The sequence below is a fragment of the Pengzhenrongella sicca genome (assembly GCF_017569225.1).
Lineage (GTDB): Bacteria > Actinomycetota > Actinomycetes > Actinomycetales > Cellulomonadaceae > Pengzhenrongella > Pengzhenrongella sicca.
Genome location: NZ_CP071868.1, coordinates 4,131,755 through 4,146,190 on the forward strand (window position 1 = coordinate 4,131,755; position 14,436 = coordinate 4,146,190).

Consider the following 14,436-nt stretch of genomic DNA (forward strand, 5'->3'; position numbering starts at 1 on the left):
GTGGGCGATCTGCTCACAGACGCCCGCGTGTGGGCAATCTGCGGGTCCGCGGCCCGTTCGGGGGACCGTTCGCCCACACGAGCGCCGCTGGGAGCCGAACGCCCACACTCGCGCTTGCACGACTCGCGCCAGCAGTCCCACGCCCGCCCACCCACCCGCGCCCTGCGGGTCGGGTCGGGTCGCGGGCGGCTACTCGCAGCCGACGCCGTCGCCGTCGCCGTCCAGGTGGCTCGCGTAGCCGGGGTCGCCGCTGCGCACGGGCGCGACGCCGGCGGCCCGCGCCGCGGCGCAGCTGGCGAAGGGACCGGCAGCGGGGTCGGCCGCGGGGGCAGCGGCGGGAGGCACGACCTCCGCAGGATCCTCGGCGTCCGCCGGCGGCTCAGCGTCGGCCGGCGGAGCCGCGGCGGGCTCCGGCGCAGCGCCGCCCGCCGTCGCGACGCCGTCGGGCAGCGGCTGGTCCGGGCAGCCCGAGAGGATGCGCACCATCGCCGCCTGTTCCGCCGCCGTGACCCACAGCCCGAAGCCAGCCTTGACCCCGACCTGTCGCGCGACGTACTCGCAGCGGTACGCGACGTTGGGCGGCAGCCACGTCGCGGCGTCGCCGGCGCCCTTCTGGGAGTTCAGCGGCCCGTCGACCGCGAGCAGGTTCACGGCGCTCGTCGCGAAGGCCTCTCGCGTGCCCGCGTCCCACCCCTGGGCACCCTTGACCCACGCGTCGGCCAGGGCCACGACGTGGTCGATCTGCACCGCGGACGACGTCGTCTCGCCACGCTGGAAGGCAATGTCGCGCCCGCTGTACGGGTCCGCGAGGGTGCCGGTGAGCACGACGCAGTCCCGCGTCCCCGCCCGGAAGCCCACGCCGGTCAGGTCCCGGCGCAGCACGTCGTTGCGCTGGTCGCAGCCGTTGCGGTCGGTGTCCGCCCAGGCCGGGCCGAACTGGTCGCGCGAGTAGCCCGTCATCGGCGCGCGGCCCTTGACCTCGAGCGCGAGCGCTGCGGCCAGCGCCCCGGCGGCGGGCGCGGCAGGCGCTGCAGACGCTGCGGCAGGGGTCGGCGTCGCGGTGCCGGCCGGGTCCGCGGGCGTGCCGGCGGTGGCGGCCGGGGTCGCGGACTGCTGCCCGCCGGCGGCCGGGCCGGCGCAGCCCGCGACGCCGAGCCCGAGCACGACGACGAGCGCCCAGCCGCCGGCCAATCGGCGGCCGCGCCGACGCCGTGGCGCTGGCCGTCGGGTCGCGTTCTGCACCGGCACGTCGCTCATGCCGTGCCTATCGGCACGAACGACGTGCGCGGTGAGGACTAGTCGTGGCTGGCGACCCGGCGAGCAGGTAGCTGCGCGAGTCGCCGTCGTCGATGAACTCGTCCCCGAGCGTCGCGACCCCGGCGCGTGCCGCGGCGGGATCCGCGAGCGCGAGGCACATCTCGGCGCACCTGCGTGCACCGCGGCTCACCGCGCGCGCAGCGCCTCCCGGATGCGCATCCGGCCGCCCGTGTGCAGCACGCCCCGCTGGTAGACCCGGGCGGCGAGCCACACGAGGCCGGGGATCGTGACCACGGCGATCGCGATCGCCAGGGGCATCTCCCAGGGCTCGAGCACCCCGAACGCCTCCCGGACGGGCATCATGAACGGCGCGAAGACGGGGATCTGGGACAGCACCCGCACGAGCGTGCTCTCGGGGTCGTTCGGGACCAGGAACATCGTCGCGTAGAACGGGATGAACAGCAGGAAGAGCAGCGGCGTCGTCACGGAGCCGATGTCCTCCTGGCGCGAGACGAGCGCCGCGAACCCGCCGAACAGCAGGGCGAAGATCGTGTAGCCGAGCAGGAACCACACCACGAGCCACACCAGCGCGGAGCCGACGTCGATGTCGAGGCTCGCCACGCCGAGCGAGTACGCCGCGGCGGCCAGCGCGACGCCGAGCACGAGCACCTGGAAGAGCCCGTACACCCCGATGCCAAGCACCTTGCCCGCAAGCAGCTGGCTCGGCCGGATCGTCGCGAGCAGGATCTCCACCACGCGCGAGGTCTTCTCCTCGACGACGCCCATCGCGATCATCGACCCGGTGCCGATGAGGGCCCCGAAGAGCAGCGAGATCATGCCCATCGCGACGCCGAACGCCGCGCCGTAAAACTCCTCGCCGTCGGTCGCCTCGACCGCCTCGACCCGCGGGACGGCCTGGGCCATCGCTTGCGCGAAGGCGTCGGGGTCCCCGCCCAGCGCACCGACCTGCTCCGCGTTGGCGTAGGCCTCCGTGGCCTCGCTCACGATCGCGAGCACGTCGGCGTCCGGCGTGGCGGCCACGAGCATGCGGGGAGCGGCGGGCTCGCCGTCCACGTACGCGTCCGGCGCGGCCTCGCCGTCGTCGCCCTCGCCGTCGAGCGCGGCCCGCGCGTCCTCGGCGGTCATCGTCGTGAGCTCGAGCCGGACGTCGCGGTCCGCCGCGGCGGCCTCGAGCAGGGGCTCCAGCGCGGAGGTCTCGCGCGCGACGGCGACGGTGGTCGTCGGGGGCTCGTCGTTGCGGTTGATGAAGTAGTTGCCGACGACGGCGCCGATCGCGATCAGCACGACCATGATGCTCATCGAGACGATGTTTGCCTTGGTCAGCATGCGGGTCTTGATCTCGCGCTTGGCCACCATCCACACCACGCGGGGCCCGCTCATGCCAGCGCCCCCGCCCGGTCGGGTTCGGTTCGCGCGGGGTCGGCGCCGCCCGCGGCCGCCGCGGCGTCGGCGTCGGCGTCGGCCGAGACGACGTCGCGGAAGAGGTCGGTCAGGCTCGGGCGGATCGGACTGAACCCGCGCACGGGTCCGTGGGCGAGCGCCGCGCGCAGCACGTCCTGCTCGGCCCCGGGCGCGGCCGTGGCCGACAGCTCGACGACGACGGCGTCGGTCCGGCCGGGCGCCACGTGCGCGAGGACGCCCGGCAGCGCCCGCGCGGCGGCGACGACGGCGAGCGGCTCCGCGCCGACCTCGAGCAGCCACTGCGGCCGGTCGGTGGTGCGCAGCTCGTCGATCGTGCCCATGGCCTGCATGCGGCCGGACTGGACGATCCCGACCCGGTCGCACAACCGCTCGACGAGGTCGAGCTGGTGGGAGGAGAAGATGACCGGGACGCCCGCGTCGGCGCGCTCGCGCAGCACCGCGCTCATGATGTCGACCGCCACCGGGTCGAGGCCGGAGAACGGCTCGTCGAGCACGAGCACGTCCGGGTTGTGCACCAGCGCGGCCGCGAGCTGCACGCGCTGCTGGTTGCCGAGCGACAGCTTCTCGACGTTGTCGCCGCGGCGGTCCCCGACCCCGAGCCGGTCCGTCCAGCGCTCGACCGCACCGGTCGCGTCGGCGGGGCTCATCCCGTGCAACCCCGCGAGGAAGCGCAGCTGCTCGCCGACCTTCATCTTCGGGTAGAGGCCGCGCTCCTCGGGCATGTACCCGACCCGCCGGCGACTGTCCAGGTCGAGCTCGGCCCCGTCCCAGCGCACCGACCCGGAGTCGGCGGCGAGCACGCCGAGCATGATCCGCATGGTCGTCGTCTTGCCGGCGCCGTTCGATCCGACGAAGCCGAAGATCTCCCCCGCGCGGACCTCGAACGTCATGTCCTGCAACGCCCGGACGGAGCCGTAGGCCTTGAAGAGATGGTCGATCTCGAGCACGCTCATGCGCGATGCCTCCTGCGGTGGATCGGCGCCTGCGTCCGGGTTGCGGCAACCCCGGAGCGACCGGCCGACGGTGGGCGATCTGGTTTCTTTGTGTCGGGCCAAACCTACCGACGGGCGCCGGGCGGCGCGACGGCGCGCGGCGGGCGACACGCGGTGGCGCGCGGGCGGGCGGCCGGCCGGCGCCGGGGCAGCCCGGTGCCGGGCGCTCGGTGGAAACGAAAGACCCCTCGACCGGCGCCTGGGCGCCCGTCGAGGGGTCTCGTGCACAGCTGGGCCTCGCATCGTGCGGGACCGTGTGGCGGTAGCGGTGGGATTTGAACCCACGGTGGAGTCTCCCCCACACACGCTTTCGAGGCGTGCTCCTTAGGCCGCTCGGACACGCTACCTCGGCGAACGATACCGGGTCCGGGCCCGTGCTCCGAACCGGCACCCGCCCGGCCGACGTCGCGGGGCCGCCGTACGCTCGTTCCGTGACCCTCCCGGCCCAGTCGCGCGCTGATGAGTGCCCCGACGATCTCGACCGCGTCGTCGACCTCCTCGCGGGGCGCCGGCTCGCCGTCCTGACCGGCGCGGGCCTGTCGACGGACTCCGGCATCCCCGACTACCGCGGCCCCGACTCCCCGCCTCGCACGCCGATGACCTACCAGCAGTTCGTCGGCGACGCCGCGTTCCGCCGGCACTACTGGGCCCGCAACCACGTCGGCTGGTCGCACGTGCGCCGCGCCGAGCCCAACGCCGGGCACCGGGCGCTGGTCGCGCTCGAGGCGAGGGGCGTCGTCGTCGGCGTGATCACCCAGAACGTCGACCTGCTGCACGAAGACGCGGGTTCGCGGCACGTGATCGACCTGCACGGCCGCTACGACCGCGTGATCTGCCTGAGCTGCGCGACGGTGATCAGCCGCGCCGCGCTCGCCGAGCGGCTGGACGCGCTGAACCCCGGCTTCACCGAGTCGATCGGCGACGTCGGCGACGTCGAGATCGCGCCGGACGCCGACGCCGTCATCGAGGCGACCGCCCACTTCGTCGTCGCGCCCTGCGAGCGCTGCGGCGGGCTGCTCAAGCCGGAGATCGTCTACTTCGGGGAGAACGTGCCGCGCGAGCGGGTCGCGCGCGCGTTCGCGCTGGTCGATGCCGCCGACGCGCTGGTCGTCGCGGGCTCGTCCCTGACCGTGATGTCGGGGCTGCGGTTCGTGCGGCACGCCGCCAAGGCCGGTCAGCCGGTTGTGATCATCAACCGCGGGCCCACACGCGGCGACGCGTTGGCGACGGCCAAGCTCGACGCGGGCACGTCCGAGACCCTCCGGGCCCTCGACGCCCGACTGCGGTCGCCGCGCCCGGACCAGGCGGCGGCAGCAGCGCCGGAGCTATCGCCGGGGAGCGAAGAAGTCGCGTAGGAGGTCCGCGCACTCGGGCTCCCGCACGCCGCCGACGACCTCGACCCGGTGCGTCGAGCGGCGGTCCCGCACGACGTCCCACTGGGAGCCGCAGGCGCCCGCCTTCGGGTCCCACGCGCCCAGCACGAGCCGCAGGACGCGCGCGAGCACGGTCGCGCCGGCGCACATCACGCACGGCTCGAGCGTCACGACGAGGGTGCAGCCGTCGAGGCGCCAGCTCCCGAGCGCGGCGGCCGCGGCGCGCAGCGCGAGCACCTCGGCGTGCGCCGTCGGATCCCCCGTGGCCTCGCGCTCGTTGCGCCCGACCCCCAGCACCGCGCCGTCGGGGCCGACGACGACGGCGCCCACCGGCACGTCCCCGGAGCCCAGGGCGAGCCGCGCCTGCGCGAGCGCCAACCCCATCCACCGAGAGTCGTCCTCCGTCACCGCCCCATCCTCCCCCACCCCCTCCTCCACCCCACCCGGTTTTCAGGGGAATCGGGGCGCGGGGCGCACCACTTCCTCTGAAAACCGGGCGTGGCGGGGCGGGGCGGGCGGGGCTGGCGGGGGTTCGGGGGGTCGGTTGCGGGCCGTAGGGTGGGGGGATGCGCTTGCATGTCGCGGACCACCCGCTCGTTGCCCACAAGCTGACCGTCCTGCGTGATCAGGACACGGCCTCCCCCACGTTCCGGCTGCTCGTCGACGAGCTCGTCACGCTGCTCGCGTACGAGGCGACCCGCGAGGTGCGCACCGAGGCGCACACGATCACGACGCCGGTCGCCGAGACCGTCGGCACGAAGATCGCCGACCCGCGCCCGATCGTCGTCCCGATCCTGCGCGCCGGGCTCGGCATGCTCGACGGCATGATCCGGCTGCTCCCGACGGCCGAGGTCGGCTTCCTCGGGATGAAGCGCGACGAGGAGACCCTCGAGGCGATCACGTACGCGAACCGGCTGCCCGACGACCTCTCCGGGCGCCAGTGCTTCCTGCTCGACCCGATGCTCGCGACCGGCGGGACGCTCGTCGCGGCGATCGACTACCTGTTCGCGCTCGGCGCGCGCGACGTCACCGCGGTCTGTTTGCTCGCCGCGCCCGAGGGCCTCAAGGCCGTCGAGGAGTCCGTGGGCGACCGCGTGGACGTGAAGATCGTCGTCGCCGCCGTGGACGAGCGCCTGAACGAGAAGGCGTACATCGTGCCCGGCCTCGGCGACGCAGGCGACCGCCTCTACGGCATCGTCTGACCACCTGGTTCGACCCGGGGTTCTCAGTGCGTGAGAACCCCGGACATCGGCCTAGGTAACTGCGCACCCGGCTGCGACACTGGGCGTATGACCTCCTGGCAGCGAACGCCCGACGCCCCTGTGGCGTCCCGGGGTGCCTTCGCCGCGCGTGTCATGCGCTGTCGGTCCTGACTGCACCCAGTCCGATCGACCCCCGCCGGCCCCCGCATGTTCGGGCAGCGCCGGCCCGCTGATGGAGACCTGTCATGACCGCACCCACGCACGCCCGCCCCCTCGCCCAGCAGCTCGCCCGGCAGGACGAACCGGCCGACCCGGCCGAGCTCCCGACGGGAGCCGGCTTCGTGCTGTACGTCGGCGTCGACGCTTCGTTCGGGCACGGCCCGCAGGCCCTCGCCGCGCTCGTCGAGGCGGCCGAGACGCTGCAGGAGCTCGCCCGCGACCTGCTGCCGCAGGCCGACACCCACACGACGCTCGCGCTCACACCGCCCGCCGCGGGCTGACCCCGACCGGGCCCGGACCCGGCGGACGACCGGGCGGACGGCGCATGTCAGACCCTCGCGCGACGATAGATCTGTGCACAGCGCCGGGCGGTTTCTCCACCGCCATCCACAGGCTCGTGCACATAGATGCGCACATCTAGGGGTACGTACGCAATTGGACCACTACATCTAGCGCCAAGCCGTTGCTTCAGGGCGTTCGACGGGCTAGCGTCGTGACCCAACGTTGGCCCGGCGTTCGCGAGGTCGGGTCCACAACTTCAGCCCAGTCGGCCTGTGGGCCGTCCACCTCCCAGCAGTCGCGAGGTTCCAGCGCCGTGACCATCACGCACCCGACTCAGGACGTATCAGCCGCCAACCGCGCCACGGGCGGCGAGCCCCGGCCGGGGTCACCGCTCGGCCAGGCAGCGAGCGGCCAGATCCACGTCACCAAGCGCGACGGCACCCGCGAGCTCTACAACGCGGACAAGATCAACCAGGCGGTCGTGAAGGCGGCCGCGGGCCTGGAGGACCACATCGCCAAGGCGATGCAGGTCGCGGCCGAGCTCGCGATCACCCTCTTCGACGGGATCACGACCGAGCAGCTCGACGAGGCCGCGATCGGCGTGGCCGTGCAGAACGTGAAGGACGACCCGGACTTCGACACGATCGCCGCGCGCCTGCTGCGCAAGGTCATCAACAAGCGGGTGCTCGGCAACTACGAGAGCGACCTCGAGCTCGCCCTGCTGCACCAGGCCCGGTTCCCGGGATACATCCGCGAGGCGGTCGAGCAGGGCCTGCTCGACACCCGCCTGGTGACGTTGTTCGACCTCGACGCCCTGGCCGCCGCGATCGACCCGGCGCGCGACGACCTGCTGCGCTACATCGGCACGGTCACCATGCGCAACCGCTACATGATCAACGACCGGCGCGGGCGCGCCCTCGAGGTGCCCCAGTACTTCTGGATGCGCGTGTCGATGGGGCTGTCGCTCAACGAGGCGAACCCGACCGAGTACGCGATCCGGTTCTACGACAAGATCTCCCGCCTGGACTACCTCCCGGCCGGCTCGACGCTCGTGAACGCGGGCACCTCCTACCCGCAGCTGTCCAACTGCTTCGTGATGCAGATGGAAGACGACATCGAGCACATCGCGAAGTCGATCAGCGACGTCATGTGGCTGACCAAGGGCACGGGCGGCATCGGGCTGTCGGTCACGAAGCTGCGCTCCGAGGGCTCCCCGATCCGGAGCAACAACACGACGTCGACGGGTCCGATCCCGTTCATGCACACGATCGACTCGACGCTGCGCGCCGTCTCCCGCGGGGGCAAGAAGTTCGGTGCGCTGTGCTTCTACCTCGAGAACTGGCACCTCGACTTCGACCAGTTCCTCGACCTGCGGCAGAACTCGGGCGATCCGTACCGCCGCACCCGCACGGCGAACACCGCCGTGTGGATTTCCGACGAGTTCATGAAGCGCGTCGCCGACGACGCCGACTGGTACCTGTTCGACCCGGCCGAGACCGCCGATCTCGTCGAGCTCGTCGGCTCGGAGTTCTCAGAGCGGTACGCGTACTACGTGTCCCAGGCGGAGGCCGGCCGGCTGCGCGCCTTCCGGCGGATCAAGGCCCGCGAGCAGTACAACGCCATCCTCATGTCCCTCCAGACCACCTCCCACCCGTGGCTGACCTGGAAGGACACGATCAACCTTCGGGCGCTCAACACGAACACCGGGACGATCCACCTGTCCAACCTGTGCACCGAGATCTGCCTGCCGCAGGACCGCGACAACATCGCGGTGTGCAACCTGGCGTCGATCAACCTGTCCGAGCACCTCGTTCCGGCCGACGACGGCGGCGCGAGCCTGGCCTTCGACTGGGACCGCATGCGGGCGTCCGTCGAGCTCGCGGTGCGCCAGCTCGACAACCTCGTCGACATCACACTGTCGTCGGTCTCCGAGTCGGAGCACGCGAACACCCAGAACCGCGCGATCGGCCTGGGGGTCATGGGGTTCACCGACGTCACCGAGCGGCTCGGCTACGCGTACGAGTCGGACGAGGCGTACGACCTCATCGACACCGTGGTCGAGTTCATCAGCTTCCACGCGATCAGCACGAGCGCTGACCTCGCCCGCGAGCGCGGCTCGTACGCGAACTTCGAGGGCTCGGGCTGGTCCCAGGGCCTCGTGCCGTTCGACACGATCGCCCTGGTCGAGAAGGACCGCGGCATCCCCGTGCTCGTCGACCGCACGACCCGGCTCGACTGGGACTCGCTGCGCGCGAAGGTCCGCGGCGGGATCCGCAACGCGACGCTCATGGCCATCGCGCCGACGGCGTCGATCGGCCTGGTCGCGGGCACGACGCCGGGCCTCGACCCGCAGTTCTCGCAGATCTTCTCCCGGACCACGAGCTCGGGGAAGTTCCTCGAGGTGAACCGGAACCTCGTGCACGACCTGCAGAAGCTCGGGCTCTGGGAGCAGGTGCGCGGCAACCTCCTCGGCGCACAGGGCGACCTGTCCGCGGTCCCCGGCATCCCCGACCACCTGCGCGAGGTCTACAAGACGTCGTTCCAGCTCACGCCGTTCGCGTTCATCGAGGTGGCCGCGCGCGCGCAGAAGTGGATCGACCAGGCCATCAGCCGAAACATCTACCTGCAGTCGCGCGACGTCTCCGAGATGGCCCGGCTGTACTCCGCGGCGTGGGAGCGCGGGGTGAAGACGACGTACTACCTGCACGTCAAGCCAAGGCACACGGCGGAGCAGTCGACGGTGCGCGTGAACAAGTCGGAGGCCCGGCCGGTCACGCCCACGACGCCTCCGGCGGGTCAGGCGCCCGTCGCCGGTCCCCCGGCGGCGCCCCGGCGAGGTTTCGGCTTCGGCCGGTCCGCCGGCACGCCCGCCGCTCCTACCGCTCCTGTCCCACTGGAGCAGGAGCAGGAGCCGACGGCAGCGGCTTCGACGCCGACGCCCCCGCCACCAGCTCCGGCGTCAGCAGCCGCGGCGCCACCAACTGCGGCGCCACCAGCTGCGGCGCCACCAGCTGCCACGCCGCTGGCTCCCCCGCGACTCTCGTCCCCGCTGCCACCGCCGCCGGCGCAGCCGGCCTGGAGCGCTCCGCTCCCGCCGATCACGCCCCGATCCCCGATCCCCGTCGCGGCGCCGGTCGCCGTCGCCGACCCGACCGACGAGAACCTCGACGTGGTGGACGGCGTCGCCTGCCCCGTCGACCCGATGGAACGCCTCCAGTGCGAGTCCTGCCAGTAGCGCACTGAACCCCAGACCCGCCGAACCCCAGACCAGAAGCCCGCCGAACCACCGAAGGAGCGCGCGCCACATGGGCGACCATCAGATACTCGGCACCGGGATCTCCGAGGGCCTCCTGCTCAAGCCGGTCCGCTACCAGTGGGCGATGGACCTGTACCAGCAGGCGGTCGCGAACACCTGGTTCCCGAACGAGATCCAGCTCGGCGAGGACCTCGCGGACTTCAAGCGGATGACCGCGGAGGAGAAGCACGCGGTCACGTTCCTGATGTCGTACTTCAACCCGAACGAGCTGCTGGTCAACAAGGCCCTCGCCTTCGGCGTGTACCCCTACATCAACGCCCCAGAGGCGCACCTGTACCTCGCCAAGCAGATGTGGGAGGAGGCCAACCACTGCATGGCGTTCGAGTACGTGCTCGAGACGTTCCCGATCGACCGCGCCGAGGCGTACGACTCGCACATCACCGTGCCGTCGATGGCCGCGAAGGAGGCCTTCCAGGTCACCTACATCAAGCGCATGACCGAGCAGCGCCTCGACATCACGACCACAGCGGGCAAGCGCGACTTCGTGCGCAACCTCGTGGCCTACAACATCATCCTCGAGGGCATCTGGTTCTACTCGGGCTTCATGGTCGCGCTGAGCTTCCGGCAGCGGAACCTGCTGCGGAACTTCGGCTCGCTGATGGACTGGGTCGTGCGCGACGAGTCGCTGCACCTGAAGTTCGGCATCAACCTGATCCTCACGGTGCTCGACGAGAACGAGGACCTGCAGACGGCCGAGTTCGCCGACGAGATCCGCGGGATGATCCTCGAGGCCGTCGAGATGGAGGAGCAGTACAACCGCGACCTGCTGCCCTCGGGCATCCTCGGGCTGAACGCCGACTACGTGAACCAGTACGTCAAGTACCTGGCCGACCGGCGCCTCGAGGAGCTCGGGTTCGAGCCGCACTACAACGTCTCCAACCCCGCCAAGTGGATGGCCGCGGCGAACGACACCCTCCAGCTCGTGAACTTTTTCGAGGCCACGAACACGTCGTACGAGGTCAACGCGCGATCCGGAAGCTGATCGCCCGCCCGCCGCTCGCCATGCGGGACCGCGGCGCGCTCCGTACGGTGGACCCATGAGAATCGTCATCGCCGGTGGGCATGGACAGATCGCGATGCGCCTGGCACGGCTGCTGGTCGCCCGCGGGGACGAGACGGTCGCGCTCGTGCGCAACCCGGATCACGTCCTGGACGTGCTCGCGGCCGGTGCGCACGCCGTGCTGGCCGACCTGGAGCACGACGACGCGCCGACGCTCGCGGCGCACCTCGCCGACGCCGACGCGGTCGTCTTCGCTGCCGGGGCCGGCCCCGGCAGCGGCGACGCGCGCAAGGACTCCGTGGACCGCGGCGGCGCGGCTCTCCTGGCGGACGCCGCGGCGCTCGCCGGGGTGAATCGCTACGTGCTCGTGTCGTCGATGGGCGCGGGCGCACCGCCGCCGGCCGGAACCGACGACGCGTTCGCGGCCTACCTCGTCGCGAAGACCCAGGCCGAGGACGACCTCCGCGCCCGCGACCTGGACTGGACGATCCTGCGGCCGGGCGGGCTGACCAACGCCACCGGGTCCGGGCGGGTACGGCTCGACGCGCACGTCCCGGGTGGCCGCATCCCGCGCGACGACGTCGCGGCGGTCATCATCGCCTTGCTGACCTCCCCGCGGACGGCGGGGCTGACGCTCGAGCTCGTCGAGGGTGATGTGCCCGTCGACGCCGCGATCGAGGCGATCGTCGGCCCGGCCTAGCTCGTCCGGACCAGGTCGCAGACGCGAGTCAGACCGCCGGAGGCGCGTCGAGCACCTCGACCGGCACAGAGTGGTTCACCGCGCTCGCGGCGTCGGCGAAGCTCGCCGAGATCTCGATGCTCCCCGGTCGGGAGCCCGTGCTCCCGTCCGCCAGCAGCCGCAGGGTCAGGGGGTTCGTCCCGTGCGCCTCGAGCGTCGTCGCCGTGCACACGAGCCGCCCCGGCTCGCTGTCGCCGGCGCACTCCCAGGCGCCGGGGGCGATCGGGGCGCCGTCGACACCGCTCGGCAGCCGGACGTCGACCCGCACCGCGCGGGCCTCGAGCCCGCCGTCGTTGCGCACGGGGAGCGTGAGAGTGGCGGCGATCGCTACGGTCAGCTGCACGAGCGCGGGCACCTCCACCGCGAGCGCCGCGGGGGCCGCCGCGATCGACACCGTCGTGGCCAGGGAGGTCTGGGTCGAGTCGCTGACGACGAGCAGGCCGAGCGTGGCCACTCCGTCCGCCTCGAGCGACTCGTCGACGTCGACCCGGATCGCGAGCTCGAGCGAGGTCGCCCCGGCCAGCTCGGGTGCCGTGCAGGTCGCGCCGCCGTCCACGGCCGCGCACGACCAGGCCTGCGAGTCGGAGCCCGCTGGGCCGACGTACTGGACACCCGTCGGCAGCGTGATCGTCGCGCTCACGTTCGCCGCGGCCGACTCGCCGGAGTTCGTGATGACGAACGCGAGCGTGCCCGCACGCCCGGCCGTCAGGCTCAGCCCGCCTGCGGTGGCGCCGAGCGCGGCGGCCGTCGGCGGGGCCACCGGCTCGGGGTCCGGCGTCGGGGTCGGGGTCGGGGTGGGGGTCGGGGTGGGAGCGGAGCCGGCGGCGGCGCCGCTCGCGGGCGCCTGGGCCGCTGGGGACGTGGCGCCGGCGGCGGCCGCAGGCGTGGAGGTGGTTCCGCTCGGTGCCGGCGATCCGGTTGCGCCGTCGGCCGGCACGATCGGAACGCTCAGGGTCGGCACGTCGAGCGCCGGCAGGTCGGTCGGCCCGGGGCTCGGTGCTGCGTCCGACGTCGTGGCCGCGGCCGTCGGGGCCTGCGTCTGCGTCGCGAAGACCTGGCCCGAGGTGCCGCTGTCGGTGAACGCGCCGGACGCGCCGGCGACCGCCAGCGACGTGCCCACGAGGCCGGCCATGACCGCGCTCGCGATGCTCAGCGGGGTCGCGGCGGCCACCGCTGCCACCCCACCGGTCGCCGCCGCGGCCCCGGCGGCGATGGCCGTCGTCGTCGCCACGGCACCAGTGACAGCGCCGACGCCGACGCCGCCCGCGACCGCGCCGGCGACCGCGCTCGTGGCGCCCGCGCCGACCGCGACCCCCGCACCGGTCGCGGTCGCGGCGCCGGCGGCCGCCGTGCTGACCGCCGCCGTGCCCGCAGCCGCGGTACTGGCAGCGGCCGTGCCCGCACCCGCGGCCACTCCCGCGCTCGCCGCCGCACCGGTTCCGGCGGCCGACGCCGCTGCGCCCGTCCCCGCGGCGGCTGCGCCCGTCCCCGCGGCGGCTGCGCCCGTCCCCGCGGCGGCTGCGCCCGTCCCCGCGGCGGCCGCGCCGGCCCCCGCCGTCCCCGCCGCAGCCCCGGTCGTCACGCCTGTCGTCACTCCGGTCGTCACGCCCGTCGTCACTCCGGTGGTCACGCCCGCAGTGCCGGCGGCCGCCCCCGCGGCCACGCCCGTGCTGGCGGCACCGGCTCCGCTGGCGCCGACGGCCAGGCCGATGCCGATGCCGATCCCGCCGACGGGCAGCGGGTGCGCGAGCGCACCCATGCCGATGAGGCCGAGAACGAGCGGGGCGACGACGGCCCGCATGCCGTGGTTGACGTCCCCGAGCTCGAGCACGAGGCCCTGGCACTCGACGCACCCGGCGAGATGCGTCGCCACCTGGGTCGACTCGCGCTTGGCCAGGCCGCCGCGGACGTACGCGCCGAGCTTCAGGTTGACCGAGAGGCAGCCGTCGCTGCGCGGCGTCGCCAGGTGCTGCTGCAGGTAGGCCTGGCGAAGCCCCTCGCGTGCGCGGTAGGAGAGCGCCGCGACTCCGTTCGGGGTCAGCCCGAGCAGCGGCGCGATCTGCGCGGCCGTCAGGCCCTCGACCTCGGTGTACCAGAGCGCGGCCTGCCAGCGTTCGGGCAGCGAGGAGTAGGCCTTGGCCACGACGTCGCGCTCGAACCCGGCCAGCGCCGGGTCCTCGACCGAGCCCTTCGACCCGAACGCGTTCTCGAACACCACCATGTCGTCGGTCGGTTCGACCCGGCGCCCGCTCACCTTGCCCGCGTAGGCGAGCCGGCGGACGACGGTGAACAGGTACGCGCGGAACGCGACGTCGGGCCCGCCGCCCGCCTGCACCACGGTGAACACGCGCGCGAACGCGTCGGCGGTGACGTCGTCGGCGTCGGCCGGCGAGGTGGTGTACTGCCGCGCGACCGACCGCGCGGCGGCGCTGTGGCGCTCGTACAGCAGCCCGAAGGCCGCCGTGTCCCCGCCCCGAGCAGCGGTGATCAACTCGGCGTCGCTGGAGGACTCGCTCCAGAGGTCCGCCCTGTCGACCATGTGTGCAGTCCCTTGTCGAGGCGTAGGTATACCGGAGGCATAGCCTGACACGGATCGCGCGATCGTGGTATCAC

Annotated in this window: 11 protein-coding genes and 1 tRNA gene; 6 read left to right on the plus strand and 6 right to left on the minus strand. The window is 73.1% G+C overall.

The window, feature by feature from the left end; all coding sequences use genetic code 11:
• Nucleotides 1-189: 189 nt before the first annotated feature.
• The 4 genes from J4E96_RS18945 to J4E96_RS18960 form a co-directional block, all read right to left on the minus strand.
• Complete coding sequence (locus J4E96_RS18945) at nt 190-1,257, minus strand: GmrSD restriction endonuclease domain-containing protein (protein ID WP_227423579.1); 1,068 nt, start codon at nt 1,255-1,257, stop codon at nt 190-192.
• Nucleotides 1,258-1,443: 186 nt separating this feature from the next.
• Entirely contained in the window at nt 1,444-2,658 is a 1,215-nt protein-coding gene (locus J4E96_RS18950; RefSeq protein ID WP_227423580.1) for an ABC transporter permease, read from the minus strand.
• Entirely contained in the window at nt 2,655-3,653 is a 999-nt protein-coding gene (locus J4E96_RS18955) for an ABC transporter ATP-binding protein (RefSeq protein WP_227423581.1), read from the minus strand. Before J4E96_RS18955 ends, J4E96_RS18950 begins: the two co-directional genes overlap by 4 nt.
• Before the next feature lie 296 nt (nt 3,654-3,949).
• Nucleotides 3,950-4,039 (minus strand) — tRNA-Ser (locus tag J4E96_RS18960).
• Nucleotides 4,040-4,123: 84 nt separating this feature from the next.
• Here J4E96_RS18960 and J4E96_RS18965 point away from each other — a divergent pair.
• On the plus strand, nt 4,124-5,047 hold the full coding sequence (locus J4E96_RS18965) for an NAD-dependent protein deacetylase (RefSeq protein ID WP_227423582.1): 924 nt from the start codon (nt 4,124-4,126) through the stop codon (nt 5,045-5,047).
• On the opposite strand, the gene J4E96_RS18970 is transcribed toward J4E96_RS18965, so the two are convergent.
• The gene (locus J4E96_RS18970) at nt 5,018-5,473 is read right to left on the minus strand and encodes a nucleoside deaminase (protein WP_227423583.1); all 456 of its coding nucleotides are present in this window, start codon (nt 5,471-5,473) and stop codon (nt 5,018-5,020) included. The genes J4E96_RS18965 and J4E96_RS18970 overlap by 30 nt on opposite strands.
• 158 nt (nt 5,474-5,631) lie before the next feature.
• Here J4E96_RS18970 and upp point away from each other — a divergent pair, with 158 nt between their 5' ends.
• The 5 genes from upp (at nt 5,632) to J4E96_RS18995 (ending at nt 11,784) form a co-directional block, all read left to right on the plus strand.
• Nucleotides 5,632-6,267 (plus strand): uracil phosphoribosyltransferase, encoded by a 636-nt coding sequence (gene upp, locus J4E96_RS18975; protein WP_227423584.1) that lies wholly within the window; start codon nt 5,632-5,634, stop codon nt 6,265-6,267.
• A gap of 245 nt (nt 6,268-6,512) precedes the next feature.
• Nucleotides 6,513-6,767: a hypothetical protein gene (locus J4E96_RS18980; protein ID WP_227423585.1), complete on the plus strand. Its 255-nt coding sequence runs from the start codon at nt 6,513-6,515 to the stop codon at nt 6,765-6,767.
• Nucleotides 6,768-7,183: 416 nt separating this feature from the next.
• Nucleotides 7,184-10,003, plus strand: a complete 2,820-nt coding sequence (locus J4E96_RS18985) for a ribonucleoside-diphosphate reductase subunit alpha (protein WP_227425836.1) — start codon at nt 7,184-7,186, stop codon at nt 10,001-10,003.
• 70 nt (nt 10,004-10,073) lie between these two features.
• On the plus strand, nt 10,074-11,066 hold the full coding sequence (locus J4E96_RS18990) for a ribonucleotide-diphosphate reductase subunit beta (protein ID WP_227423586.1): 993 nt from the start codon (nt 10,074-10,076) through the stop codon (nt 11,064-11,066).
• Nucleotides 11,067-11,121: 55 nt separating this feature from the next.
• Nucleotides 11,122-11,784: an NAD(P)H-binding protein gene (locus J4E96_RS18995; RefSeq protein WP_227423587.1), complete on the plus strand. Its 663-nt coding sequence runs from the start codon at nt 11,122-11,124 to the stop codon at nt 11,782-11,784.
• Nucleotides 11,785-11,812: 28 nt separating this feature from the next.
• On the opposite strand, the gene J4E96_RS19000 is transcribed toward J4E96_RS18995, so the two are convergent.
• Complete coding sequence (locus tag J4E96_RS19000; protein ID WP_227423588.1) at nt 11,813-14,362, minus strand: sigma-70 family RNA polymerase sigma factor; 2,550 nt, start codon at nt 14,360-14,362, stop codon at nt 11,813-11,815.
• Nucleotides 14,363-14,436: the final 74 nt, after the last annotated feature.

Coding starts and splice junctions, on each gene's coding strand:
- J4E96_RS18995 (WP_227423587.1), top strand. CDS start 11,122: ATGAGAATCGTCATCGCCGGTGGGCATGGACAGATCGCGATGCGCCTG.
- J4E96_RS18945 (WP_227423579.1), bottom strand. CDS start 1,257: ATGAGCGACGTGCCGGTGCAGAACGCGACCCGACGGCCAGCGCCACGG.
- J4E96_RS18950 (WP_227423580.1), bottom strand. CDS start 2,658: ATGAGCGGGCCCCGCGTGGTGTGGATGGTGGCCAAGCGCGAGATCAAG.
- J4E96_RS18980 (WP_227423585.1), top strand. CDS start 6,513: ATGACCGCACCCACGCACGCCCGCCCCCTCGCCCAGCAGCTCGCCCGG.
- J4E96_RS18955 (WP_227423581.1), bottom strand. CDS start 3,653: ATGAGCGTGCTCGAGATCGACCATCTCTTCAAGGCCTACGGCTCCGTC.
- J4E96_RS19000 (WP_227423588.1), bottom strand. CDS start 14,362: ATGGTCGACAGGGCGGACCTCTGGAGCGAGTCCTCCAGCGACGCCGAG.
- J4E96_RS18990 (WP_227423586.1), top strand. CDS start 10,074: ATGGGCGACCATCAGATACTCGGCACCGGGATCTCCGAGGGCCTCCTG.
- upp (WP_227423584.1), top strand. CDS start 5,632: ATGCGCTTGCATGTCGCGGACCACCCGCTCGTTGCCCACAAGCTGACC.